Origin of the sequence: Luteococcus peritonei (assembly GCF_039526385.1) — a bacterium.
Taxonomy (GTDB): domain Bacteria; phylum Actinomycetota; class Actinomycetes; order Propionibacteriales; family Propionibacteriaceae; genus Luteococcus; species Luteococcus peritonei.
The window spans coordinates 14,356-38,429 of sequence record NZ_BAAAIX010000009.1 but is presented as its reverse complement, the minus strand read 5'-3'; the positions used below and the strand labels follow the sequence as shown (position 1 = coordinate 38,429).

Annotated in this window: 24 protein-coding genes and 1 pseudogene; 11 read left to right on the top strand and 14 right to left on the bottom strand. The window is 71.1% G+C overall.

The window, feature by feature from the left end; translation table 11 throughout:
* The 4 genes and pseudogenes from ABD073_RS04015 to ABD073_RS04000 form a co-directional block, all read left to right on the top strand.
* Nucleotides 1-788 (top strand): annotated as a pseudogene (locus tag ABD073_RS04015) (ATP-binding protein); the annotation flags it as partial.
* 157 nt (nt 789-945) lie between these two features.
* Nucleotides 946-2,418 (top strand): MFS transporter, encoded by a 1,473-nt coding sequence (locus tag ABD073_RS04010; RefSeq protein WP_343872543.1) that lies wholly within the window; start codon nt 946-948, stop codon nt 2,416-2,418.
* Nucleotides 2,419-2,429: 11 nt separating this feature from the next.
* Complete coding sequence (locus ABD073_RS04005) at nt 2,430-2,981, top strand: universal stress protein (RefSeq protein ID WP_343872541.1); 552 nt, start codon at nt 2,430-2,432, stop codon at nt 2,979-2,981.
* A gap of 161 nt (nt 2,982-3,142) precedes the next feature.
* Nucleotides 3,143-3,559, top strand: a complete 417-nt coding sequence (locus ABD073_RS04000) for a (R)-mandelonitrile lyase (protein WP_343872540.1) — start codon at nt 3,143-3,145, stop codon at nt 3,557-3,559.
* Nucleotides 3,560-3,586: 27 nt separating this feature from the next.
* On the opposite strand, the gene ABD073_RS03995 is transcribed toward ABD073_RS04000, so the two are convergent.
* Entirely contained in the window at nt 3,587-4,072 is a 486-nt protein-coding gene (locus ABD073_RS03995; protein ID WP_343872537.1) for a MarR family winged helix-turn-helix transcriptional regulator, read from the bottom strand.
* 131 nt (nt 4,073-4,203) lie between these two features.
* On the opposite strand from ABD073_RS03995, the gene ABD073_RS03990 reads away from it, so the two are divergent.
* The 3 genes from ABD073_RS03990 to ABD073_RS03980 all read left to right on the top strand — a co-directional run bounded on the left by ABD073_RS03990 (nt 4,204) and on the right by ABD073_RS03980 (nt 7,415).
* A complete protein-coding gene (locus tag ABD073_RS03990; protein WP_343872535.1) occupies nt 4,204-6,417 on the top strand; it encodes an MMPL family transporter in 2,214 nt (737 codons plus the stop codon).
* A gap of 78 nt (nt 6,418-6,495) precedes the next feature.
* On the top strand, nt 6,496-6,654 hold the full coding sequence (locus ABD073_RS03985) for a hypothetical protein (protein WP_343872532.1): 159 nt from the start codon (nt 6,496-6,498) through the stop codon (nt 6,652-6,654).
* On the top strand, nt 6,654-7,415 hold the full coding sequence (locus tag ABD073_RS03980) for a fructosamine kinase family protein (RefSeq protein ID WP_343872531.1): 762 nt from the start codon (nt 6,654-6,656) through the stop codon (nt 7,413-7,415). Before ABD073_RS03985 ends, ABD073_RS03980 begins: the two co-directional genes overlap by 1 nt.
* Before the next feature lie 447 nt (nt 7,416-7,862).
* On the opposite strand, the gene ABD073_RS03975 is transcribed toward ABD073_RS03980, so the two are convergent.
* A complete protein-coding gene (locus tag ABD073_RS03975) occupies nt 7,863-8,426 on the bottom strand; it encodes an NADPH-dependent FMN reductase (RefSeq protein WP_343872530.1) in 564 nt (187 codons plus the stop codon).
* Nucleotides 8,427-8,511: 85 nt separating this feature from the next.
* Here ABD073_RS03975 and ABD073_RS03970 point away from each other — a divergent pair, with 85 nt between their 5' ends.
* Both ABD073_RS03970 and ABD073_RS03965 read left to right on the top strand, forming a co-directional pair.
* The gene (locus ABD073_RS03970) at nt 8,512-9,213 is read left to right on the top strand and encodes an SGNH/GDSL hydrolase family protein (protein ID WP_343872529.1); all 702 of its coding nucleotides are present in this window, start codon (nt 8,512-8,514) and stop codon (nt 9,211-9,213) included.
* 63 nt (nt 9,214-9,276) lie between these two features.
* Entirely contained in the window at nt 9,277-9,831 is a 555-nt protein-coding gene (locus tag ABD073_RS03965; RefSeq protein ID WP_343872527.1) for a PadR family transcriptional regulator, read from the top strand.
* Between the two features lie 38 nt (nt 9,832-9,869).
* Here the strand turns inward: ABD073_RS03965 and ABD073_RS03960 are convergent, their stop codons facing one another.
* From ABD073_RS03960 to ABD073_RS03915, 10 genes are all read right to left on the bottom strand, one after another.
* Entirely contained in the window at nt 9,870-12,818 is a 2,949-nt protein-coding gene (locus ABD073_RS03960) for a LysM peptidoglycan-binding domain-containing protein (RefSeq protein WP_343872526.1), read from the bottom strand.
* On the bottom strand, nt 12,815-13,240 hold the full coding sequence (locus ABD073_RS03955) for a TadE/TadG family type IV pilus assembly protein (protein ID WP_343872525.1): 426 nt from the start codon (nt 13,238-13,240) through the stop codon (nt 12,815-12,817). The genes ABD073_RS03960 and ABD073_RS03955 overlap by 4 nt, the downstream gene beginning before the upstream one ends.
* A gap of 11 nt (nt 13,241-13,251) precedes the next feature.
* The gene (locus ABD073_RS03950; RefSeq protein ID WP_343872524.1) at nt 13,252-13,611 is read right to left on the bottom strand and encodes a TadE/TadG family type IV pilus assembly protein; all 360 of its coding nucleotides are present in this window, start codon (nt 13,609-13,611) and stop codon (nt 13,252-13,254) included.
* Nucleotides 13,612-13,615: 4 nt separating this feature from the next.
* Nucleotides 13,616-13,789 (bottom strand): hypothetical protein, encoded by a 174-nt coding sequence (locus tag ABD073_RS03945; RefSeq protein WP_343872523.1) that lies wholly within the window; start codon nt 13,787-13,789, stop codon nt 13,616-13,618.
* 17 nt (nt 13,790-13,806) lie between these two features.
* The gene (locus tag ABD073_RS03940) at nt 13,807-14,715 is read right to left on the bottom strand and encodes a hypothetical protein (RefSeq protein ID WP_343872522.1); all 909 of its coding nucleotides are present in this window, start codon (nt 14,713-14,715) and stop codon (nt 13,807-13,809) included.
* Nucleotides 14,708-15,472, bottom strand: a complete 765-nt coding sequence (locus ABD073_RS03935) for a type II secretion system F family protein (protein ID WP_343872521.1) — start codon at nt 15,470-15,472, stop codon at nt 14,708-14,710. Before ABD073_RS03935 ends, ABD073_RS03940 begins: the two co-directional genes overlap by 8 nt.
* A 122-nt stretch (nt 15,473-15,594) precedes the next feature.
* Nucleotides 15,595-17,055, bottom strand: coding sequence for a TadA family conjugal transfer-associated ATPase (locus tag ABD073_RS03930; RefSeq protein ID WP_343872520.1), 1,461 nt, complete (start codon nt 17,053-17,055; stop codon nt 15,595-15,597).
* Nucleotides 17,052-17,861: a CpaE/TadZ family protein gene (locus ABD073_RS03925; protein WP_343872518.1), complete on the bottom strand. Its 810-nt coding sequence runs from the start codon at nt 17,859-17,861 to the stop codon at nt 17,052-17,054. Before ABD073_RS03925 ends, ABD073_RS03930 begins: the two co-directional genes overlap by 4 nt.
* 1 nt (nt 17,862) lies before the next feature.
* Entirely contained in the window at nt 17,863-18,510 is a 648-nt protein-coding gene (locus ABD073_RS03920; RefSeq protein WP_343872517.1) for an SAF domain-containing protein, read from the bottom strand.
* A gap of 247 nt (nt 18,511-18,757) precedes the next feature.
* Nucleotides 18,758-18,967: a hypothetical protein gene (locus ABD073_RS03915; protein WP_343872516.1), complete on the bottom strand. Its 210-nt coding sequence runs from the start codon at nt 18,965-18,967 to the stop codon at nt 18,758-18,760.
* 99 nt (nt 18,968-19,066) lie between these two features.
* On the opposite strand from ABD073_RS03915, the gene ABD073_RS03910 reads away from it, so the two are divergent.
* Nucleotides 19,067-20,107: a DUF2332 family protein gene (locus ABD073_RS03910; protein WP_343872515.1), complete on the top strand. Its 1,041-nt coding sequence runs from the start codon at nt 19,067-19,069 to the stop codon at nt 20,105-20,107.
* 414 nt (nt 20,108-20,521) lie between these two features.
* Here the strand turns inward: ABD073_RS03910 and ABD073_RS03905 are convergent, their stop codons facing one another.
* Nucleotides 20,522-21,214 (bottom strand): CE1759 family FMN reductase, encoded by a 693-nt coding sequence (locus ABD073_RS03905; protein ID WP_343872514.1) that lies wholly within the window; start codon nt 21,212-21,214, stop codon nt 20,522-20,524.
* Between the two features lie 89 nt (nt 21,215-21,303).
* On the opposite strand from ABD073_RS03905, the gene ABD073_RS03900 reads away from it, so the two are divergent.
* Nucleotides 21,304-22,629 (top strand): MATE family efflux transporter, encoded by a 1,326-nt coding sequence (locus tag ABD073_RS03900; protein ID WP_343872513.1) that lies wholly within the window; start codon nt 21,304-21,306, stop codon nt 22,627-22,629.
* Nucleotides 22,630-22,732: 103 nt separating this feature from the next.
* Here the strand turns inward: ABD073_RS03900 and ABD073_RS03895 are convergent, their stop codons facing one another.
* Nucleotides 22,733-23,881: an LLM class flavin-dependent oxidoreductase gene (locus tag ABD073_RS03895; protein ID WP_343872512.1), complete on the bottom strand. Its 1,149-nt coding sequence runs from the start codon at nt 23,879-23,881 to the stop codon at nt 22,733-22,735.
* Nucleotides 23,882-24,074: the final 193 nt, after the last annotated feature.

The window sequence follows — 24,074 nt, the reverse complement described above, 5'->3', positions numbered from 1 at the left end:
CCGACTCGGGCGACATCGAGATCGACCTGGTGGAGCTGTTCACCGACGTCGGTGGCCTGGCGGCCGACATGGGCGTGGGCGTGGCCGTCTTCATCGACGAGATGCAGGACCTGCGCCCCGAGGACGTCTCCGCGCTGTGCGCCGCGGTGCACGAGCTGAGCCAGCAGCGGCTGCCGCTGATCGTGGTGGGCGCCGGCCTGCCCCACCTGCCCGCCGTGCTGAGCGCCTCCAAGAGCTATTCCGAGCGCCTGTTCCGCTACAACCGCATCGACCGGCTTGACCGTGCCGCGGCGGACCTGGCCCTCACCCTGCCCGCCGAGGACGAGGAGGCGGGCTTCGAGCCCGAGGCGCTGGAGGCGATGTACCAGCTCACCGGCGGCTATCCCTACTTCATCCAGGCCTACGGCAAGGTGGTCTGGGACCTGGCCCCGGCCTCCCCCATCACCGCCGACGACGTCCGGGTGGCCACGCCGGAGGCGGAGGCCGAGCTGGCCGTCGGCTTCTTCGGTTCCCGCTTCGAGCGCGCCACCCCGGCCGAGCGCGAGTACCTGCGGGCCATGGCGGAGGCCTCCAGCGCCGACGCCGAGGCCGCCGGCACCGCGATCCTGCACGACGCCGACGAGGTGGCCACCTCCCGCGTCGCCGAGGTGCTGGACCGCAAGGCGCAGAGCCTCTCGCCGGCCCGCGACGCGTTGATGAAGAAGGGTCTGATCTACTCCGCCGAACGCGGCAAGGTGGCCTTCACCGTCCCCCACTTCGGTCGCTACCTGCGCAGCCAGCAAAGCTGAGGCGAACACCCCGCAGGTACATCCCCTTGTGGTGCCGGGGTCGGGCGTCGTCGGCCCGGTTCCACCAGCAGAACCCCCCTTCTGTCGCCGCGCCAGCGCTGCTAGCGTGCCGCCAGCCTGCAAAGCTGCAGAGAGTGCAACCAAAGGGGTGGGGCCGATGTCCTCGGCGCCAGCAGTTGACGAGAAGCCGGTCCGGAGCCTGATTCCGGAGCGCATGGACAAGATGCCGTGGTCGAGGTTCCACTGGATGGTGATCCTCGGCCTGGGCACCGCATGGATCCTGGACGGCCTGGAGATCCAGATCGTCGCCAACGGCGGCTTCCATGACTCCTTGGGCATGTCCAACGCCCAGGTGGGTCTGACCGCGACCATCTACCTGGTGGGCGAGGTGGTGGGCGCGCTGATCTTCGGCCGCCTGACCGACACCCTGGGCCGCAAGAAGATGTTCGTCACCACGCTGGGCCTGTACCTGCTCGGCTCCGCGGCTGCGGCCTTCGCGCCCAACATGTACATCTTCTGGGCGCTGCGCTTCATCGCCGGCATGGGCATCGGCGGCGAGTACTCGGCCATCAACTCCGCCATCGACGAGCTGATGCCCGGCAAGTACCGCGGCCGGGTCGACCTGGCCATCAACGGCACCTACTGGGCCGGCGCCATGATCGGCGCGCTGATCAGCTCCTACTTCCTGGCCGAGGGCCGCTTCGACGAGAACCTCGGCTGGCGCCTGGCCTTCCTGGTGGGCCCGATCCTGGGTCTGGTCATCATCTACATGCGTCGCCACATCCCGGAGTCCCCGCGCTGGCTGGTGACCCACGGCCGCGGCGAGGAGGCCGAGCAGATCGTCTCCGGCATCGAGGCCGACGTGAAGGCGCAGGGCAAGCAGCTGCCCCACATCGACGAGAACGCCGCCATGTGGATCAAGGCCCGCGAGGGCCTGACCCCCAAGCAGATTGCCTGGGTCTTCTTCAAGCTCTACCCGAGCCGCACCTTCCTGGGCCTGACCCTGATGATCACCCAGTCCTTCCTGTACAACGCGATCTTCTTCACCAGCGCCATGGTGCTGACCAACTTCTACGACAAGACCGCCGCCGAGGCCGCGCTGTACTTCTTCGCCTTCGCCGCCGGCAACCTGATGGGCCCGCTGCTGCTGGGCCACTTCTTCGACACCATCGGTCGACGCAAGATGATCGGCGGCACCTACAGCTTCGCCGCCCTGGTGCTGCTGCTCTCGGCGGTGCTGTTCAACAACAACTCGCTGACCGCGATGACCCACACGCTGCTGTGGTGCCTGAGCTTCTTCTTCGCCTCCGCGGGCGCCTCGGCCGGTTACCTGACCGTCTCCGAGATCTTCCCGCTCGAGGTGCGTGGCCAGGCCATCAGCTACTTCTTCGCGATCGCCCAGCTGGTGGGCGCCACCGGTCCGGCCCTGTTCGGCTGGCTGGTGGGCGACGGCAGCTCCCGCGGCCCGCTCTTCTGGGGCTATGTCTTCGCCTCCGGTGTGATGCTCTTCGGTGGCCTGGTGGCCTTCAAGTTCGGCGTCGACGCTGAGGGCAAGGCCCTGGAGGAGATCGCGCCGCCGCTGTCCAGCTATGACGAGCACGGCAACGAGACCCTGCACATCCCGGTCTGAGGAGGTCTTCGATGAGCACGGAGAACCAGGAACGCCCGTACACCGTGGTGGTGGGCATCAACGGCTCGCAGCAGTCGCGTGACGCACTGCGCTGGGCCAAGGCACAGGCCGACCTGCACGGTGGCCGGGTGATCGCCTTGCGCACGTGGCGGGCCGCTGCCCCGGCCGCCACCCCGTCCGGCACCAGCGCCGGCCGGGTGGGCACCACCGAGCGCACCGAGAAGGAGGTGCGCGAGGCGCTGGCCACCGCGGTGGAGAGCGCCCTGGGATCCGACCACGGCGTGGAGCTGCGGGTGGAGCGCACCGGTCGCAAGAAGGCCTTCGTCGAGCTGTCGAAGCGGGCCGACCTGATCGTGCTGGGCGCCCCGCGCAAGATGGCGGCCGGCCCGATGTTCGCCCACCGGCTGGTCTACGCGACGCACTGCCCCGTCGTGGTGATGCCTCCGGAGCCCACCGGCCCCTCGGTGGTCAGCCGTGCCGCCGGAGCAGCGGCCGACCGGTTGGCCACGGCTGCCGGCACCGCGGGTCGTCCGGGCATGCCGCCCCGTCCGCCGGTTCGCTGAACCTGTTGCGAAGCGACCCCGTCACCCTTGTCCTTTCGTCCGGCCGCCGAGGCGTCGGCCGCCCCACAGGGGGTGCTGACAGGGCCTGCCGGGAGGCTCGTCGGCGTCCTAGCGTGGGAGCCAGCAGGAGCACGGGCGTGCTCCAGGAAAGAGGAACCACCATGGACAAGCTCACCCGCGGCGCCACCGGCAAGGGCCCGGCCGAACGCTTCACCGGCGACGTCCACGTCGACGCCATCTTCTCCGGCACCGACCCGTCGCGGATGACCGTGGCGCACGTGCACTTCACCCCCGGCGCCCGAACGAACTGGCACTCCCACGCGGTGGGCCAGCTGCTGCACGGCACCGACGGGGTGGGCCTGGTGGTCACCCGCGACCAGAAGACGGTGACCATCCGCCCGGGCGAGACGGTCTGGATCGAGCCTGGCGACGAGCACTGGCACGGGGCCTGCGCCGACAACCTGATGGCGCACATCGCCTCGCTGGAGTCCGACGGCAGCGGTCAGGACCCCACCACCTGGCTCGAGCCGGTGGACGAGCAGGAGTACCAGCGCGCGAACCAGGCCGTGCGCGACTGAGCCGGACAGCCGCCGTCGGGGAGACGCTCAGCGGGGCCTGGCGGCGGGGTCGATGGCGCGCATCGCCTCCGTGGCCTGCTGCAGGAAGCGGGTGACGACGACGCGCTCGTCCTCGCTGAGCTCGGCGTCGGCGGCGGCCAGCCCCTGGAACATGGGGGCCAGCAGGCCCACCACCTCGCGACGGCCGGCCTCGGTGACCCGCAGCTGGGTGCGGCGCCGGTCGCTGGGGTGGGGCTCGCGCTCCACGTGGCCGCGCGCCTGGAGCCGGTCGACGAGACCGGTGGCGGCGGCCGAGGTGACGTGCAGCGAGCGGGCCAGGTCGGCCGGGCCGGTCTGGCCATCCATCAGATGGCGCAGCGCCTCCAGTTCGAGGTGGCTCAGCCGGGCCCGCCGGGCGAGGCCGTCAGTGGCGGAGGTGGCCGTCTTCACCAGCTCGTCGAGCGCGTGCAGGGCCGTGGAGGGGCTCCAAGCGGGTACGACGGCCTGCACGTCGCGCCGTGCCTGCTCACTCATGCTCCTCCTCCGAACCGTTGCCCGCGCACATCATTGCACCACCCGTAGTGGTGGAGGCGGATCTAACTCATCTGCATTATCATCAACCTCGTTGACTATCTTCCCCTACTGCTGATCGGCTGCGAGATCCCATGAGCACCCCTGCCCCCACCACCGAGACCGCCGCCGTGGAGCAGTCCTGGTGGCGCCGAAACCTGCGCCCCCTGCTCTCCTTGCTGCTTCTGCTGCTCTCGCTCGCGATGCTGGGCCTGGTGCCGGAGGCGGAGCACGCCCGTCGCGGCACGGACTCGCTGCCAGAGGGAAGCCAGTCCGCCGAGCTGGTGCGGCTGCAGGAGCAGCTCCCGGATCGCAACACCTCGCAGGCGATCGTCCTGTTCGCCAGTGAGGACAAGCTCTCGCCGCAGGAGATCGGGCTGCTGCAGCGCAAGGCCGCGGAGCTGTCCGGCAGCGCCAAGGCACCGGCCATCCCCAGCCAGGACGGCACCGCCGTCTTCGTGCCCATCACGGTGCAGGGCGTCGGCGCCAACCAGCTGGAGGGTGGCGTGACCGACCTGCGCACCCGCTCGGCCGAGGGACTGCCTGAGGGTGTGACCGCCCAGGTCACCGGCCCGGCCGCGATCCAGACCGACCTGGGTGCGGTCTTCGACGGGGCCAACTTCCGCCTGCTCGGCACCACGGCCCTGGTGGTGGCGGTGCTGCTGGTCTTCACCTACCGCTCCCCCGTGCTGTGGACCATCCCGCTGCTGGTGGTGGGCATCGCCGACCGACTGGCCGCGGTGGGCGCCACGCACGTGCTGGACGCGCTGGGCATGGCCTGGGACGAGTCGACCACCGGCATCCTGTCGGTGCTGGTCTTCGGTGCCGGCACCAACTACGCCCTGCTGCTGATCAGCCGCTACCGCGACGAGCTGCGCAACCATGCCGACCGGCACGAGGCGATGCGGGTGGCGAATGTGCGCTCGATCGAGCCGGTGCTGGCCAGCGCCTCGACCGTCTTCGTGGGCCTGATGACGCTGGTGCTCTCGGCCTTCCCGTCGACGCGCGGCCTGGGCGTGGCCTGCGCCGTGGGCGTGCTGATCGCCTGCTTCTTCGTGCTGGTGGTGCTGCCGGGCGCGCTGGTGGCCTTCCCCCGCAAGATCTTCTGGCCCCGCGAGCCGGTGGTGGGCGAGACCTCCGCCGCCGAGGACCCGCGCTCGCTGTGGGCCCGCATCGGGCGCCGGGTGGACCAGCGCCCGGCGCTGGTGGCCGTGGCGGCGGCTCTGCTGCTGGCGCTGGGGGCCCTGGGCCTGCTGCAGACCCGCACCGGGCTGTCGGACGCGGACCAGTTCCTCAAGAAGCCGGAGGCGATCGTCGCCGCCGAGCGGCTGGCCCGCTCCTTCCCGGCGGGTGCCGCGAACCCGGTGGTGATCGGCACCCGCGCCGACCAGGCGCAGAAGGTGGCCGACGCGGTGGAGCAGGTGCCGGGTGTGAGCTCGGTGCAGCGCACCGCCCAGGGCAACGATGTGGCCGAGCTGCAGGCGATCACCGAGGCTGCACCCGGTAGCGAGGAGGCGGCCGACCAGGTGCGCGCCATCCGCGCGGCGGTGGCGGACCTGCCGGGCTCCCAGGTGGGTGGCACGGAGGCGCAGCGACTGGACAAGGCCGAGGGCAACCGGCACGACCAGCGGCTGATCTTCCCGATCGTGCTGGGCCTGGTCTTCCTGGCCCTGGTGGGGCTCTTCCGCTCCCTGGTGGCGCCGCTGGTGCTGGTGGGCACGGTGCTGCTCACCTATGTGGCGGCGATGGGCATCTCCTGGTGGGTCTTCACCGGCCTGCTCGGCTTCGAGCGGATCGACGGGCTGGTGCCGCTCTACGCCTTCGTCTTCCTGGTGGCGCTGGGCGTCGACTACAACATCTTCCTGTCCACCCGCGCCAAGGAGGAGGCAGTGGTGCACGGCACGCGCCGCGGCATCCTGCGGGCGCTGACCGCCACCGGTGGCGTGATCACCAGCGCCGGCATCCTGCTGGCCTCGGTCTTCGCGGTGCTGGGCGTGCTTCCGCTGGTGGTGCTGGCCCAGGTGGGCGTGGTGATCTTCATCGGCGTGCTGCTGGACACCCTGGTGGTGCGCACGGTGCTGGTGCCGGCCCTGGCGATCCTGCTGGGCGAGCGCTTCTGGTGGCCGCGACGGGTCTTCCAGGGCGCGGGTGACGGTGCGGTGGATGGCGCGGCCGCTGGCGCTGTGGAGCGCGGGGCCGAGGCGCCGCAGCACGTCCGGCCGGAGCCGGTCGTCGGGCAGGCGCCGGCTGCGGAGCTGGAGGCGAGCGGCGATCCGGAGCCGCCGGTGCGTCCCCGTCGGGCTCGCTGAGTCCGGTCCTCCCCAGGCTGCCGGGTATTCCCGGCAGCCCCGGTTCTGGGCCCACGCCCGCTGGGGCAGGATGGAGGCATGGCAGCCCGTTTCCTGGTGAGCAATCCGTGCGAGGACGCATGTGGCACCCTCGACGCCGACGAGGTGGTGGAGGGCGCCCCGGTCTACGTCTGTCCGGGCTGCGACTCGCGCTGGATCGAGCTGGACGAGCGCACCTCGTCCGGCGAGGAGGGCTGATGTCCGAGCTGTTCACCAAGTCGCGGCCGAACGCCCCGGCCGGTCTCTACGCCTGGGAGGCCGCAGGCCTGGCCTGGTTGGCCGAGGCGGATGGGGCCCGGGTGGTGAAGGTGCTCGAGGTGGACGACCACCACCTGGTGGAACCGCGTCTGGACGGTGCGCCGGCATCGGGGGCCTGGGCCGAGGAGTTCGGGGCCGATCTGGCCACCACCCATCTGGCCGGCGCCGCGGGATTCGGAGCCGCACCGCCCGGGTGGCAGGGTGACGGCTTCATCGGCGACGCCGCGCTGCCGATGCCCACGGAGCTACCCGAGCGCTGGGGTGAGTTCTACGCTGAGTGGCGGGTGATGCCCTTCGCGCGCCAGGCACTGTCCGCGGGCAGCCTGGAGCCGGAGGCGATGGCCTCGATCGAGCTGGTCTGCCAACGTCTCGTGGACGGCGACTTCGACGACGACCGTCCGGCCGCCCGGATCCACGGCGACCTGTGGAGCGGCAACGTGGTCTTCACCCCCGACGGCGCGGTGCTGATCGACCCGGCCGCGCACGGTGGCCACGCCGAGACCGACCTGGCGATGCTGCACCTGTTCGGCGCCCCGCACCTGGGTCGGTTGGAGAATGCCTGGGCCGAGGCCTACCAGCCCGCCCCCGGCTGGCAGAGCCGTCGCGCCCTGCACCAGCTGCACCCGGTGCTGGTGCACGCGGTGCTCTACGGCGGTGGCTACGGCGCCCAAGCCGGCCGGATCGCCGAGATGTATCGCTGACACGTCCCCCTGCTCGCGCCTGGGCAACCGGCTGCCGGCGACGGCTCGGTGCACGCCCTGAAGGCACCGTCGGCTGACTCCAGGGGATCCGGTCGCCCTGTTGCGCCCGCCCACACCCGCCTCCCCGCGACCCATTCCCTGCGGGTGCGCGAAAAGGGTGTGCGCAGGCACACCTGCGCACGAAACCGCGCCGGTTCTGCGGCAGCAGGTCAGGCGCCCTTGTTCCTTGCCCTCTCCAACCGGATTCCCGGGCGAGGGCGCGAAAGGGTGCGTATGGGTGTGTGGATACACACGCCGGCGCGAGGGGCTGGCCGCCGGCCCGTCACCCGCTCCGTCGGGCACGACCAAGGGACGGCACCCCCTGAGTGTGCCGCCCCTTCGTGTGGCGCGATGGCGCCGGATCATCGACGCGTGCGAGCAGCTGGTCCTCCAGCCTCGCGGGCCTCGTCAGTCCTGGCTGCGCAGCGGCTGCATGATGCCGGCCACCTGCTCCAGGTGGGTGAAGAGCTCCTGAAGCGGCTGCTGGTGGCGCTCGTCGGGAGCGAAGCCCTGGTCGCCGAAGTCGGTGAACAGGCTGAGCTGCACGTTGTCGCGCAGGTCGTAGACGTTGAAGTTGGCCAGCACGGTGCGCCAGTTCTCGACGGCCAGCACGCCACCGGCGGCACCGTAGGAGACGAAGGCGACGGGCTTGTGCATCCACTCGACGCCGATGGAGTCGACGGCATTCTTGAAGACGCCGGGCACACCGTGGTTGTACTCGGCGCTGACGAAGACGAAGCCGTCGAACTCGGCGATCTTGTCGCCCCACTTCTGGACGCGCGGGTCGGAGTACGTGCCACCGGCGGCGGCGGGCGGGGTGGCGGCGTGCAGCGGCTCCAGCTCGTAGTCCTTCACGTCGACCAGCTCGTAGCTGACCTCGCTGCTCTGGGGGGCGTTCTGCAGCACCCACTGGGCCACTGCCTCGCCAGCGCGGTTGTCACGGATGCTGCCGAGGATGATGCCGATCTTCATGCCTGCTCCTGAATATTTGAAGTTTGAATCACCACGTGAAGCGCTTGCAGCGTTGGGGTTTATTCCCGGCACTAGCATCTGGATCATGAATCCATTCCTGCAGGTGCTGCAGCCGGTGGGTCTGTGGCAGGGCCAGAAGCTGATCGGGCAGATGGTGGAGCTGGAGCCACCCGCCGACGGTCCGCACGGGCTGGTGGCCCCATCCGGAGGCGGCTCGGGTGAGCGGCTGCACCTGGTGGTGCTGGGTGACTCGACGGCGGCCGGCTACGGCACCGACTCGCTGGCCACCGGACTGCCCGGCACCCTGGCCTCCCGCCTGGCGGAGGCGAGGGGCCGCGAGGTCCTCTGGCAGGTGGTGGGCGAGCACGGGGCCAGCACGCGTCGGGTGCACTACCGGATGGTGAACACGCTGAGCGCCTCCACCGACGTGGTGGTGCTGGCGGTGGGGATGAACGACCTGATCGCCCGGCACAGCGTGAAGGAGTGGCGCGAGCAGATGTCGGCGATCCTGGACCTGCTGGATCGCTACCCCGAGGTGGTGGTGCTGGGCTGCCCGCCGGTGGCGAGCTGTCCGGCGCTGCGCTGGCCGTTGACGGCGCTGTTGGGTGACCAGGCCAGGCGCTTCGACGAGGCGACCCGGGAGCTGTGCGCGCAGCACGACCGGGCCTTCGTGGAGGTGCGCAGCATGCGGCCGGAGGCCTCGATGTTCGGGCCCGACGGCTTCCACCCGTCGGGCGAGGGCTACCGGGAGTGGGCCGGCCGGGTGGCATCGGCCCTAGCGGTCTGACCGTTCGGCCAGATGTTCGGGCCCCGGGTGACACCCTGAACTTTGCGGTCCTAAAGTCATGGGGTGCCCAGGAACCATGACAGTCTCACCACGACGGAGTTCGCCGTGCTGGGTCTGCTGGTGGACGAACCGCGCCACGGCTACGAGCTGGACAGCCTGGTGCAGGCGCAGGGGCTTGATGCCTGGCTGCGGCTGCCGTCCTCGTCGATCTACTTCGTGCTGAAGCGGCTGGCGGGCAAGGAGTTCATCGCCCCGGTGGGCAATGACGAGAAGTCGCAGCGCCAGCGCTACCGGATCACCGATCGAGGTCTGGAGCGGATGCGCCAGCAGGTCTCGGACTGCCTGTGCCAGGTGGACGACACCCGCGAGAACTTCCGGATCGCCTGCCTGATGGCGAGCGTGCTGGACGAGCAGCAGCTGCTGCAATGCCTGCAGGTGCGCCGCCGCGCCGTGATGGAGAAGATCGCGCAGATCGGCAGCCGTCGCTCCCGCACCCTGGAGAACCCGCAGGGTATGGCCCTGCTGGACCACGAGCTGGGGATCCTGCGCGCCGAGCTCGGCTGGCTCGACAAGCACCAGGCCACCATCGGCCGGCCTCAGCTCAGCTCGCTGACCTGAGCCCGACGCCGCCCTCCCCACGGCGTCGGAGGGGCGTCTCAGGCGAGGGCGCGTCGTCGTCCTTCCATCACCTCCTGCAGCAGCACCACGGTCTCATCGGCGAGGTCGACGCCGGTATTGCGCGCCTGCCGGGTGAGCTGCAGCACCAGCCGGTCCACCTCGGGCCGGTTACCGGCGAGGTGCTCGATCCTGACTCGCGCCCCCAGCAGCAGCTCGTCGCCGGGAGCGGCCACCAGGGCGCGGTTCACGGCCCAACGGCCAAGGTCCAGATCCTGCTCCTCGACCGCACGGCGGGCCAGCACCACACCGATGTCACGCACCACCGAGCACATGTCGGTACGCATCTCCTCGGCCCAGTGCCACTGGCCGGGAGCGGCGTCGGCCAGCGGCGCACCCCGCACCATCTGCAGCGCCTCCACCAGCAGGTTGGTGGAGCAGCGGTTCACGCCCGGGCCCACCAGGAGTTGCAGCTGTTCCCAGTCGGTGGTGATGCCCGGGTGGAGCTGGATCCGGCCCGAGTAGGCATCAGGCAGGTAGAGCTCACCCTGGGGATCGCTGCCCAGCCAGGAGCGCAGCCGGCTCATGTTGGACCGTCGGGTTCCCTCCGCCACCAGCAGCTCGCGCGCCATCCGGGAGGCCGTGGCCCCGGGATTGGTCTGCAGCCAGGCGCAGTACTCGATGCACTGGCGGCGGGCCCGGGGCGGCTCCTCTCCCCGGCAACCGACCAGATCGATCGGGCCCAGGAGCAGCAGGGTGGGGTGCAGCTCGGTGGCATGCAGGAGCGTCGGGTCCTGCACCGGCTCGGAGGGATCCACGGCAACCTCCTCGTCGTCATCGTGGGTGGCGCGGTGGGGCAGCACCGCCAGGTTGGGTGGCAGATCGTCGTCGTCGCTCCACCAGTGCGCGGGGGTGGTGGCCATCAGCGAGCTGGTCTCGAAGAGTTCGACCAGCCCGCGACGGGCCTCCGGATCCATCAGCGACGGCAGGAAGGTCCGGCCGTCGAGTCGTGCCTGGTCGGGGGCGTCGACCTGCACGTGGCTGGCGCCTTCCCGGGGGCGGTCAGCGACGGCCAGGACGCTGACGCCCACGGGCTGGCCTGCCATGGCCGACTCGACGCGGCGCCACTCCCCCTCGTCGAGGGCCTCGGGGAGCACGAAGACCATCGGGGCCCAGGCCTCCCAGCGGTCCGGGTCTTCTCGCAGGGAGGCCAGCGTGGTGCTGCCGTCGGCCATCCGGGCCCGGCCCAGCTCCACCCGACGCAGCGCCACGGTGCGCTCCAGCTCCACGAGGAGAGCGTCGGGCGCGTCCACCACGCTCACCTGCGGCTCGTCGAGGGCCAGCAACCACCGGGGTCCACCGGCTGCGACCACCCGGGTCTCGGCCGACCAGGGCTGCAGGACCAGCCCCGTCGTCACCGCGGACAGCAGGCCCTCGCGGTAGGAGCCCGTGATGACCGTGGTGCCGGCTGCCTCCAGGTCGTGCAGGATGTCGGTGCTCGCGTCGGTGCCGAGCAGGATGGCGGTGGGGGCGGCATCCAGGGGCTCGGATGCCTCGGCAGCCCGCTGGGCCACGGCGGCCTCGAGGTGGAGGGCTTGCGGCCCGGGCAGGACGACGCGTCGGCCCAGGGCGCGCTGGGCCAGCTGGTGGCGACGCCGCACCAGCAGGGCTCCCGACAGGGCAGCGGCCAACAGGGTGCCGAGCGCGGCGACGCTGGCCAGGGCTGGATCATCCAGCCCCGTTTCTTGGTGCTCGTCGGCGGCAGTGGTCTGGACCGGCGGGCTGGTCCGGGATGAACCAGCAGCCTCGTCGGTGCCCCGGCCACTCGGCAGCTCGGTCCCCTGACCGGGCTCTGCGGCGGAGCTGGAACCCGAGGCAGGAGGGGTCTGGGCAGCTCGGGACTCCTGGGCCGGAGCCGTGCCCTCGGCGACGCTTCCGGGGCTCTCCTCCCGCTGCTCGGTGACGCCAGCCGATGCCTGGCTGCTTGGCCCCTGCTCTGCGGTCCCCGGGCGTTGGGCCGAATCGCTGGCCCGCCCGTCGTCCGAGCGGTCCTGCTGCTTGGTCGGGGTCCCGCGCTGCTGGGCAGGGGTGCCGCCGGGCTGTCCGGCTGGTGCGTTGCGGCTGGGCTCGGCCCGCTGCGGCGCTGGGGCCTGTCTGTCATCGGTCGCCGGCAGCATGAGCTTCCAGCCCGGCTGGATCAGGTCCGGGTCACTCACCACGGCCCGGTTCAGTCGGTGGATCTCGGGCCACCGGTCGGCATCACCCAGATGCCTCGCCGCCAGGCTGGCGAGGGTGTCCCCCTGCTCCACCGTGACACTGGCGGCATGAGCCGCTGTCTTCGAGCTCTGCTCGGCTGCTTCACCGGAGGGAAGCCCCGTGAGGCGAAGCCGGAGGCCGACGGGCAGCAGGTTCGGATCGTCGAGCTGGTTCTGTTCCGCGATGGCGCGCCAGCGGGTCCCGTCGCCGTAGTACTTCTCGGCCAGACTCCACAGGTCGTCCCCTGCCTCGACGACGTGTATCAGGACCTCACCCTGCGTGGAGTGGGCAGACTCGTCAGCCGTGGCCTGGTCGGGGACGCTGACAGGAGCCGCGGGAACTGAGCGCACCGGTGCGCTCACCGTCACCGGCGAGGGAGCAGCGGCGGAGGCGGCGATCGGCGCCGTCGTCGACCCGAGGACCCCCACCACCAGCGCGGCGACAAGGGGTTGCACCCAGCCACCGCCGGGAACCCGAACGTGCACCCGGCCGCGGGTGAGCACCCCGACCACCTCGGCCACGACGCTCGCCAGCAGCACCAGCCAGGCGACCCAACCGGCCACCGTCATCAGCGCCAGCAGCAGGCCCCCGGTGTCGGCGGTGCCCACCAGATCGCTCCAGCGCACCTCGGTCAGCGCGTCGAGCCGCCCCAGCCGCCACAGCGCCAGGGGCAGGCCCAGGACCAGCACCAGCAGCTCGGCCAGCGATGCCGCGGCCTTGACGAACCTGCTCATGGTGTCCTCTCCCTGAAGGTGTCCATCCGATGCCGGCCCGTGGCCTCCAACTGCCAGGTGCCGGGCAGCCCGGGCACCAGCAGGTCGGCCGTCGAGAGCGTGCAGCGGGTGCTCACCTCGACGTGTGACGTGGTTCCCGGCAGGGTGGCGAAGCCGCTGGTGTCGACGTCGACACCCACCTCGTCGCAGTGCAGGCCCTCCACGTCCAGACCTGCCCGTGCCACGCGTTCGGCCCTCTCCCGGGCGGCACCCCCACTGGTCTCCAGGGTCGCGGCACGCGCGGCCGAGGCGGCGGCGTCGGAGAGGGCCGTTCGGGCGGTCCACAGCCGCCAGCCCGCAACCACCACGCAGAGCACCAGCACGAGGACCGGCACCAGCAGCACTAGTTCCAGCGCGGCAGCACCACGCTGGTCGCGCCTCATGTCCGTCCTGGTCATGGTTCCTCCGCAGGCATCCAGGCCCGGGACTGCACCTGCGTGAGGCCCGACGGGATGAAGGAGTCGACGCGTCCACGCACCTCGACCACCACCTCGTCGCCACTGCGGCCGGAGCTGACCTGGATGTCCTTGAGACCGCCCTCGGCGGCAACCTGCGAGGCGATGCCCTCGGCGATCCCGGAACCAGCACCGGCCACCGCCTGCGCCTCCGCCCCGGCCAGGGCGGCCTGGGCCGCCACGGTGCGCCCGTGGAGCCAGATCCCGCCGTGGACCAGTCCGAGCACGACGAGCAGCAGGGCCGGTGCCAGCACCGCCCACTGCACGGATTCGGAGAGCCCCCGCTGGGTGCGCCGCATGTCGCTACTTGGGCATGTTGCGGTTGACGTAGGCCTTCACCGCGACGACCACGATGGTGGCGACGGCCACGGCACCGGCCAGCAGGACCGCGTTCTCCGTCGACTGGGACAGGCCGCGCTCGTCGCGGCGCGGGAGGAGCAGGCTGACCACCATGCCCACCAGGAGGTTGAGGTTCATCGGGATTCCCTTTCCATTCATTGGTCCACCCCGAGCAGCTTCAGCACGGGTGGGGTGAGGAAGACCAGGCCGAAGACCATGGACGGCACGACCATCCACACGGTCATCCGCTCGCTGACCTTCTGGGCCTCGAGCTTCTCGGCGAGCAGGTGGGCGTCACGCAGCTCACGGACGCGGGCGCGCAGCGCCTCGGCCAAGGCGGCACCCTGCTCGTCCAGGCGCATCACGTCGGCCATGTCGGCGATCTGGGGCAGGTCCAGTTCGTGCGACAGGCGGTTGAGCTCCTGCCACGGCGGTCTCTGCTCCAGGCGCGCCCGCTCCAGGCAGGTGCGCAGCCGGACATACAGGGGTGAGTCGGAGAGCGAGGCGGCCGACATCATGGCCTGGGCCGCCGAGGCATTGGCCAGGCGCTCCAGGACCACCAGGTCGAAGAAGGTGAACAGGGCCTCGCCCGCGTCACTGCGACCTCGCTCCCGACCCCGGTGCAGGGTGAGCCCGGGCCAGAACCATCCGAGCAGCGCCAGGGCGATCCCCAGCCCGACCGGCAGCGGTGCCACCAGGGCTCCCAGCCCCTGCAGCACGGCGGTGAGCAGCAAGGGGGCGACCAGACCGAGCGTGGCCAGCAGCAGCTTCTCGGCGAAGAAGTCTCCGATGGACCGCCCCTGAAGGGCCAGCAGCCGACGGTGCTCGTCGGCCAGCGGGAGGCGCAGCCGGGTGAAGGCCAGGGCCCCGATCCGGCCCGCCAGGTCCTCCTCGTCGACCATTTCACGGCCGGTTGGGCCACCGGCCCGTTGGGCGCCGTCCAGGCTGTCCAACGCATCCGTGAGGCTCACAGGATGGTCGCGCAGCCCTGCGACCACCAGGACCAGCCCCAGGCTGAGCAGCAGGCCACTTGCCGTCACCACGACGACCAGGGGATCAACCATGGTCCACCTCCGCGGTCACCAGCGGGCTGCGTCGCTGCAGGATGCGCTCGCGGCGGCGCGGCACCGTCATCCGGCGCAGGGCCCACAGCGAGAGCACATAGGCCAGGGCCAGCAGCGCCGCCACCACCTGGCCGACCGGCGTCGTGTAGGGGGTGAAGAAGCCGGGCTGCAGCAGCAGGGCCGCCGAGAGGGCCATCAGCGTGATGAGCGTCACCTGGCGCACCACCACGCGCGGCTTGGCGCGCTCCGCCTCGATCTCGCGCAACGCCCGCAGCCGGGCCTGGATGGTGTCCGCGAGCTCGCCCAGGGTGGCCGCGGTGCCGGCCCCGCCCCGCTGGCTGGCCAGCACCAGGGCGGCCACCACGGCATCGGCATGGCTGCTGTCCAGGTCCTCGGCCAGCGCCAGCAGCGCCTCCCGGGTGCTCCACCGGGCATCCATCCGAGCCACCATCACCTGCAGCGGACCGGCCAGCAGATCGGGCGCCTGTCGGGCGCTGGAGCGCATCGCGTCGACCACCGACTTGCCGGTGGGCAGCGTGGTGGCCATCGCACGCAACCAGCGGTCGAGTGCCTCGAGGGTGTCCAATTCGCGGTTGCCCGGTTCAGCCAGCAGGGCGGGTACACCGAAGGCCACGGCCGGCACGGCCAGCAGGGCGAAGCCCCAACCCGTGACCAGGAAGACCAGCAGGGCCACTGCCATCACCCCGGCCACCCGCAGTCGACGCGCGCGCGACAGCCCCTTCCACCACTTGTCCACAGTTGTCCACAGGCCTGTGGATCTGGCTGTGGATCGCGGGCGGGGCCGCAGCCGTAACCCGTCAAGGGCCAACACCGCACCGAGCACCAGGCAGGCCCCGGCGATCCCCGCGAGCGCCGGCGTCATGAGCTCGCCTCGAAACTGCCGGCGAACTCCGCAAGCCCCTCCACCAGCTGGGGATCCGGGTGCCAGACCATCGGCTCGGTGGGTGTGGCGGCCCGGTAGACCAGATGGGTGACCGGGCGCCCTGACTCGATGCCACCGGTCAGTGAGCGGATCTCGGCGATGTGGCGCCGGCGCGTGCCACCTCGCCAGGTGTCGTCCACCAGGCACACGTGCACCAACAGGTGGATGTTGTGCGCGATCTGGCGGTAGGCCTCCTCCATGCCCAGCACCCCACCCTGCGCCACGCGCGAGGCCAGCCGGTCCATGGTCGAGGAGGCGGAGTGGGAGTGGGTGGTGCACAGGGCACCCGCACCGGACTGCATGGCCTCGAACATGGCGGCTGCCTCACCGCCACGGACCTCGCCCACCACCAGGCGTGACAGGTTCTGCCGCAGCGCCTCCGGCAGCAGGTCGGTGACGGTGAACTCGCCGGCCCGGCTACCGTCGGCGGCGCGCTCCCCCATGCCGGAGCGGGCCTGCAGGGCCAGCATGTTGCGGCGCCCCGGCTGCAGGTGGGTGAGCAGCTCGTAGTCGGTCTCCAGGGTTCCGAAACGCTCGGTGTGCGGGATCGCGTCGATCAGGGCCCGCAGCAAGGTGGTCTTCCCCGCGCCCTGGTCACCGGAGATGACCATCGAGCGACGGCCCAGCACGGCATCGTGCAGCAGGGCCGCCACCGGCGCCGGCATCATGCCGCCGTCGGCGAGCTGGCGCAGGCTGACATCGGTGAGGATGTGCTGCCGGATCACGATGCTGGGGCGATAGCTGAGACCGAAGCCGATGGCGTGCAGCCGGAAGCGGTCACCCAGGGCCAGGGTCATCATGGGGTGGGCGTCGTCGAAGGGGCGGCTGGGGCTGGCCGACTCGCCCAGGAAGCGGATCGCCTCCACCAGCTCCTCGTCGGAGTCGGCCACCGGCGGGTGCTCCTCGCGCCGCCCGTCGCCGTACTGCACCACCACGGAGTCCCACCCGTGGATCTCGATGTTCTCCGCGGCCGGGATCTCGAAGAGGGGCTGCAGGCGCCCATAGCCGAAGATGGCATTCTCCACGGCTGCCGCGCAGGCCTGTTCCTGCTCCAGCGACCACGGCGCCTGGCCGCGGCGCGCCAGCTCCTCGGCGTGGTGGCGCACCACCTGCCGGATCACCGAGCGCCCCATCATGCGACGGTCCTCGCGATCCATCGCTGCCCCGTGCTCGCCGCCCCAGCGCTGGCTGGCAGCTGTGATCTCCTCGGAGGCCCGACGGCGCAGCACCACCACCAGGCTCCAGTCCACCGCTTGGGAGCCGGCCGAGGCCGGTGACCGGCCCGGGGCATCCGGCGCGACCGCAACCGGCCCGGACCAGCCGGACTGCGCAGCAGCCAGCGAGTCCAGGGTCCGCCCCAGGTCCGCGACCGCCTGGGTAACTTCCGGACGGCTCATGACGACACCCACTCGCTGGTGGCCAGCGCACCGGCCACGACCTCCTCGCGACGCCTGACCCGCTCGTCCAGGGCGGAGGCGGCGGCGCGCAGGCTGCGATTCAGCTGGCCCCCGCCCCAGGAACGACCCGGGGTGGCGCCGTCGCTGTAGACCTCCGCCTGCCGCGGTTCCCAGGCCAGCTCGTGCACCACCGGGACGGAGAACTGGCGACTGATCTCACTGCTGGAGTAGGGCCGGCCGGGCCCCACCACCAGCAGCCCCAGCTCGGCGCGGCTGGACTCGTCAAGCTGGTGCTGGAGGGTGGGCAGGTGCAGCCGCAAGGCGGCCAGCGAACGCAGGCTGCTGCGCACGCACACCAGGACCAGGTCGCTGGCACCCAACAGGGCGGAGGGCAGTCCGGTGCCCCCGATCCGTCCGGCATCGACGATGACGCCGCGGCCGCTGTCGGAGTGAGCGCGCAGTGCCTGCGCCAAGGGCTGCCAGACGGGCGCGAACAGGGCCGGGGTCGCCGGATGGGCGAAGCCGGGCAGCACATGACGTTCGTGCTCGGCACCGGACTGGAAGCTCACGGTCTGCAGCTGCAGCTCCTCGGAGACCGGACGGTTCTCCCGATGGGCCCGCGCCAGCTCGGACAGGCCCCGGCCACCCAGGTCCAGGCCCAGCAGGTAGCCGGCCTGCAGTGACTGGCCGGGCTCGCGGTCACAGTCGGCCAGCAGCACGTCGCGTGGCCAGTGCACCGCCAGCCCCAGCGCCGTGCTGGTGACGCCGGGCGAACCAGTGGCCGCGGTGAGCAGGATGATCGACATCTCAGGCCGCCTTGCGCACCAGTGCGATCCGGTCATGGGCGGCCAGGTCCGCGATCCGTTGTGCCTGGGCCTGGGGCAGCCGGACGTCGAGCACCCAGGCACTCCCGTCCGCCGTGCGCTGGGGGGCACTCGCGACGCTCGCGCGGACCACCAGTGAGGAGAATTCAGCGCCCTCACCGCTGATCTCAACCAGGTCCACCGGGGTTCCGGCCGGCATGGCCTGATTGGGGATGCGACCGGCCGCCAGCTTGATGCCGATCTCGGAGTGACCGGCCGGCAGCTGCGGCTCACCGACCGCACCCTCGCCCACCAGCGTTCCCTCGGGCAGGTCCACCAGGGCGGTCCCGCCCACGAGCTCCGGCAGACGTTCGGCCGGCAGGGTGCTGACACCGGGCGCGGAGCCGATGGTCACCACGGACAGGTCACCGTTGCCGACCACCTCGCCGCGGGCCACCTGCCGTTGCACCACGACCACCTGGTTGGCGTGGGTGGCTTCCTGGAAGGCCATGGCGCCACCCAGTCCGCCGAGACAGGCCAAGGCCACCCCGGCGGCGATCATCCGGGGGCTGCGTCGGGCCCGCAGCCGGGGCCCGACCGCCTCGTCGGGTCCGGCCGCGGAACTCTTCTGAGGAGTCGAGCGGCGGAGCATGGCTGTAGCTGAACACGTGACCCGAAATATGGGGAAGTGCATACTTCTCCACTGTGGAAAACCTCGCGGGACGCCTCAGTTGTCCACAGTGGAGCTGTGGACAACTGGCGCGCACTGTGCACAACTGCTTGTCAGGAGCGGTTCGGCGTCACTCGTTGAATGTGGAAGCTCCACAGCTCACCAATCATGATGCTCGTCATGATCTATCGCCCGATTTTCCTGTGGTGGCTGGAAAACTGGCCTGGAATCACTCCTTGGAGCGGTTGGCCGGGGTGGCGTCCGCCTGCACCTGAAGACTGGACGACTGGACAACGTAGGTCTGCTGGCGGACGCCCGCGGCCTGTGCATCGGAGGCAGACAGGGTGCCCATCCCGCCGAAGGCCAGGGCGCCAGCGGCCAGGATGCCGGCCATGGTGCGACGAAGGACATTGCGCTGGGTGCTGGTCTGGTTGCTCATGGACAAGACTCTCCCGGCGGACCCCATGAGCCTGCTGTGCGCTTCCCATGGCGCCGGTATGACTGCACGAGAAGGCCTCGCGCTGCCTAGGATCGGCGCATGGAACCGGCGCACACCCACGACATCGCCCGCCGCTACGCCGGCTTCGCGCGCAACGAGGCCCGCCACCACTCCGAGGTCTACGCCGACTGGGCCGAGCAGCTCAGCGAGGACCAGCAGACCATCGCCCTGCTGGAGCAACTGCCGCCCGACAAGCGCCAACCCAACATCGTCTTCGCCTCCGCCCGCCTGGCCGGCGCCCTGCCCGGCCCGTATGAGAACCTGCGCCGCACCCTGCACGAGAACATCGAGCAGGTGGCCGGTCACGCCGCCATCCGCTCCACCCAGACCAACGAGGCCGCCCGGCTCGGCGTGCTGCTCCCCCTGCTGGCCCACCTCTCCCGCCGGCACGACGGCGCCCCGCTGGCGCTGCTGGAGCTCGGCGCCTCGGCAGGCCTGTGCCTGTGGCCGGACCGATGGGCCTACCACTACGTCGACCGCGACGGAGCCGTGCTGCAGGAGATCAGCTCCCCCCACCCCGTCGGGACCCTCCAGGTGACGGTCAAGGAGGCCCTGGCTCGCGGGATCGACCTGCCCACCCAGGTGCCAGTGGTGGCCCATCGCGTCGGTCTGGACCTCAACCCCCTGGACGCCGGCGATCCGGAGGATGCCGACTGGCTGCGCACCCTGGTATGGCCCGGCCAGGACGAGCGGCTCTCCCGGCTGGATGCCGCCCTGTCCGCGGCCGCGCGCGAACCCCGCCCTGTCGTGGCCGGTGACCTGCGCGACCCAGCCAGCCTCGACGCCCTGCTGGACCAGGTTCCCACGGGCGCCGTGCCGGTGGTCTTCCACACCGCCGTGCTCGCCTACCTCGACCAGGCCGATCGTGACCGCGCGGAGGCGGCCCTGCTCGCCCGGGTGCACGCCGGCGAGTGCCACTGGGTGGCCAACGAGGGCCAGCAGGTGCTCACCGGCATCCGGGAGCGCGTTGCCGCCGACGCGGGCTTCGAGGCCTCACTGCGACGCGGCAGCTTCGTCGTCAGCCTCGACGGGGAGCCGCGCTACCAGGCCGACGGCCACGCCGAATGGATCCTGGGCTGAGGCAACCCACCCTGAGCCAGCCAGAGCACCCAGACGCCAGACCTGCCAGCACTCCGGGACCTTCCCGGGGCCGCACATCAGGACAACGGTTCAGGGCCGGCTCGGGGGCGCAGCTCCCACGCTCCACCCACAGGATGACCAGGCTCGATCCCACCGGCCGATCCGCGCCCAGGCCCCGCCCGCCCAGTCTGGAGACATGATGATTCTCCAGATCGTGTGCACCGTGCTCGCCGTCGCCCTCGTGGTGGCCATGGCCCTCACCCCGCTGGCTGCCGAAGCCCTGTGAGCCGTCCCCGCCCGACACCTCCGCCCACCAACAGCACTCGGCTCGATGCTCCTGCCCCGTCCGGGATCAGGTGAAGCATCGAGCCGAGTCGTTCGTGCGGGGATCGCACCGTCGCGGGGGTGCGGAGATCAGATGTCGCCCAGCATCTCCTCGAGAGTGCGGGTGATGGTGAAGTCGCCCGCCGTCGCCGACTGGGACGTGCGGCCATTGCTCGCCGGACGGTCCACCTGGTCGTCGGCCTGCGCGGCACCGTCGCGCTGGGCCTGGGCACCGGAGCCGGTCTCGGCGTCGGTCACCTCCACCGGGGAGCCGATCCGCTGCAGCACCATCTGGCGCAGCTGCGAGCCGGCCAGCTCGATGCGTCGGTTCAGCCCGGAGCTGGCATCGCCCCAGTCCTCCGTCGCGGCGAAGACGCTGGTGGGCACCACGGCCGCCTTCAGGTAGAAGAAGAGCGGCAGCATGGCCTGGTCCACCACGAGCGAGTGGCGCGAGCTGCCACCGGTGGCGCCCAGCAGCACCGGCTTGTCCAGCAGCGCCCCCTCGTGCAGCACGTCGAAGAAGAGCTTGAACAGTCCCGAGAAGCTGGCATTGAAGACCGGGCTCACCACCACCAGGCCGTCGCTGGCCACCACGGCCTCCACGGCACGGGTCACGGCCGGCGAGTTCACCCGCGTGAGCAGCGCGTTCACCAGGTCGTGGGCGAGGTCACGCAGCTCGATCACCTGGATCTGGTCGGCCCCCGACGCCTTGGCCAGCCGCTCGGAGAGCATGCTCGCGCTGGACGGCAGGCCCAGCCCGGCGCTGATGGCAACGATCTTCATGGAACTTCCTCCTCGGGTACCCACACAACAACGCGGAGCGGGGCCGTGCAAATTCCCTGCCCCGACGGCCCCACCTAGAGTGGGCTGCCGTGACCACCAGCCCTGCCCCCACCCGTGAGCGCGGGCTCAGCCGCGAGATCCTGGCGCTGGCGCTGCCGGCCTTCGCGACGCTGGTCAGCGAGCCCCTGCTGCTGATGGCCGACTCGGCCATGGTGGGCCACCTGGGCACCCTGCAGCTCGGCGCCCTGGGGTTGGCCGGATCGCTGCTCACCCTGGTCAACGGGCTGTGCATCTTCCTGGCCTACGGCACCACCTCGCTGGTGGCACGACGGATCGGCGCCGGCGACACCCGACGTGCCCTGGCCGGCGGCCTCGACGGCATGGCGCTCGGCCTCGGCCTCGGCGTGCTGCTGGCCCTGCTGCTCACGCTGGTCGGACCCCAGCTGCTGGCCCTCTACGGCGCCTCGGAGCAGGTCACCACGCAGGCCGTCGGCTACCTGCGGATCGCCTGCTGGGGCCTGCCGATGCTGCTGCTGATGCTGGCCTCCACCGGCGTGCTGCGCGGGTTGAAGGACACCCGCACCCCGCTCTACGTGGCGATCAGCATGAACCTGGCCAACATCGCCCTCAACGCACTGTTCATCTATGGCCTGCACCTGGGGCTGCGCGGCTCGGCGCTGGGCACCCTGATCGCCCAGTTCTTCGGCTCCGCCGTGCTGGCCGCGGTGGTGCTGCGCGGTGCCCTCGCAGCCGGGACGCCACTGCGGGTGGACCGCTCCGGGGTGCTGGAGGCGGCGCGCGGCGGCATCTGGCTGGTGCTGCGCAGCGCCTGGCTGCAGTGCACCGTCGCGGTGACGGTGGCCGTCGCCGCCCGCACCGGGCAGGTGGGGCTGGCCGCGCACCAGGTGACGAACTCGCTGTGGGCCTTCCTGTGCCTGGCCCTCGACGCGCTCGCCATCGCCGCACAGGCACTGGTGGCCACCGACCTGGGCGCCGGGAATGCCGCCAAGGTGCGCTCCATCACCGCCCGGCTGTGCTGGTGGGGCCTGGGCGCCGGGCTGCTCTTCGCGGCGCTGCTCGCGATCTCGCGCGGCCTGGTGGCCCCGGTCTTCACGCCCGACCCGGCGGTCCAGCACACCCTCGGCCGGTTGCTGCTGGTGCTGGCGCTGATCACGCCGGTGGGCGGCATCATCTTCGTGCTCGACGGGGTGCTGATCGGGGCCGGCGACGCCCGTTACCTCGCCTTCGCCGGCCTGCTGGCCACGCTCGGCTTCCTGCCGCTGGCCTGGTGGGTCAACACCGGCGGCCACGGCGTGGTCTGGCTCTGGCTGGCCTATGGCGTCTACCTGCTGCTGCGCCTGACCACGCTCACCGTCCGTTCCCGCACCGACGCCTGGATGCGGCTGGGCGCCTGAACCGTCCGGGTGGCAGGGTCAAACGCCCGCCGATGGATTGTGGGGATGATTTGGGTCGACTACGACCTCAAATCATCCCCACAATCGGTCCGGCAGCGGCTGCTCAGGCCTCGGTGCGGTCGCTGGTGCCGGTCCAGACGTCCTGGGCGCCGGCGAAGCGCTGCTGGGCGGCCTCGGCCACCTCGGCGCCCTGGGCCACCAGCGAGGCGTGCGTCGGTGCCTCCGGGATGTCGGCCGGACGCCCCTCGGCGAAACCCGCCTTCATCGCGGGCAGGATCTCGCCCAGCAGGTCCAGCTGCTCCAGCACGGTCTTGGTGGGCAGCCCGGCATGGTCGATCAGGAAGAGCTGGCGCTGGTAGTGGCCCACGTGGTTCTTGAAGTCCACGGTGCGCTCCAGCACCTGCTGCGGGCTCCCCACGGTCAGCGGGGTCATGGAGGTGAACTCCTCCAGGCTCGGCCCGTGGCCGTAGACCGGCGCATTGTCGAAGTAGGGACGGAACTCGCGCACCGCGTCCTGGGAGTTCTTGCGCATGAAGAACTGCCCACCCAGGCCGACGATGGCGTGCTCCGCCGTGCCGTGGCCGTAGTGCTCGTAGCGCTGCCGGTAGAGGTTCACCATCTGCTGGGTGTGGTCCATGGTCCAGAAGATGTTGTTGTGGAAGAAGCCGTCACCGTAGTAGGCGGCCTGCTCTGCGATCTCGGGGCTGCGGATGGAGCCGTGCCAGACGAAGGGCGGCACGTCGTCGAGCGGACGCGGGGTGGAGGTGAAGCCCTGCAGCGGGGTGCGGAACTTGCCGGTCCAGTCCACCACGTCCTCGCGCCACAGCCGGTGCAGCAGGTTGTAGTTCTCCAGCGCCAGGTTGATGCCCTGACGGATGTCCTTGCCGAACCAGGGGTAGACCGGGCCGGTGTTGCCGCGGCCCATCATCAGGTCGACCCGGCCGCCGGCCAGGTGCTGCAGCATCGCGAAGTCCTCCGCGATCTTCACCGGGTCGTTGGTGGTGATCAGCGTCGTCGCGGTGGACAGCTGGAGCCGCTCGGTCTGGGCGGCGATGTAGGCCAGTGTCGTGGTGGGCGAGGAGCTGAAGAAGGGCGGGTTGTGGTGCTCGCCGATGGCGAAGACGTCCAGGCCCACCCCCTCCGCGTGCTTCGCGATGGTGACGATGTCCTTGATGCGCTGGCCCTCGGAGGGGGTGGCGCCGGTGGTGGGATCAGTGGTGATGTCGCTGACGCTGAAGATGCCGAACTGCATGGGATGCTCCTGGAGACCAACGGGTTGTTGATGTATCAACTACACAACAGTAGGACCATCCGGTTCATTCCCGCAGCAGGTCGACGCCGCTTGGCCCCCTACGACGACGTGCGCGCCCCAACAACCAGCCCGATGCACCCGGTGACGTGCACCGCAGCACCGCGAGCAGTAGTTTCTGCACATTCGACCAGAG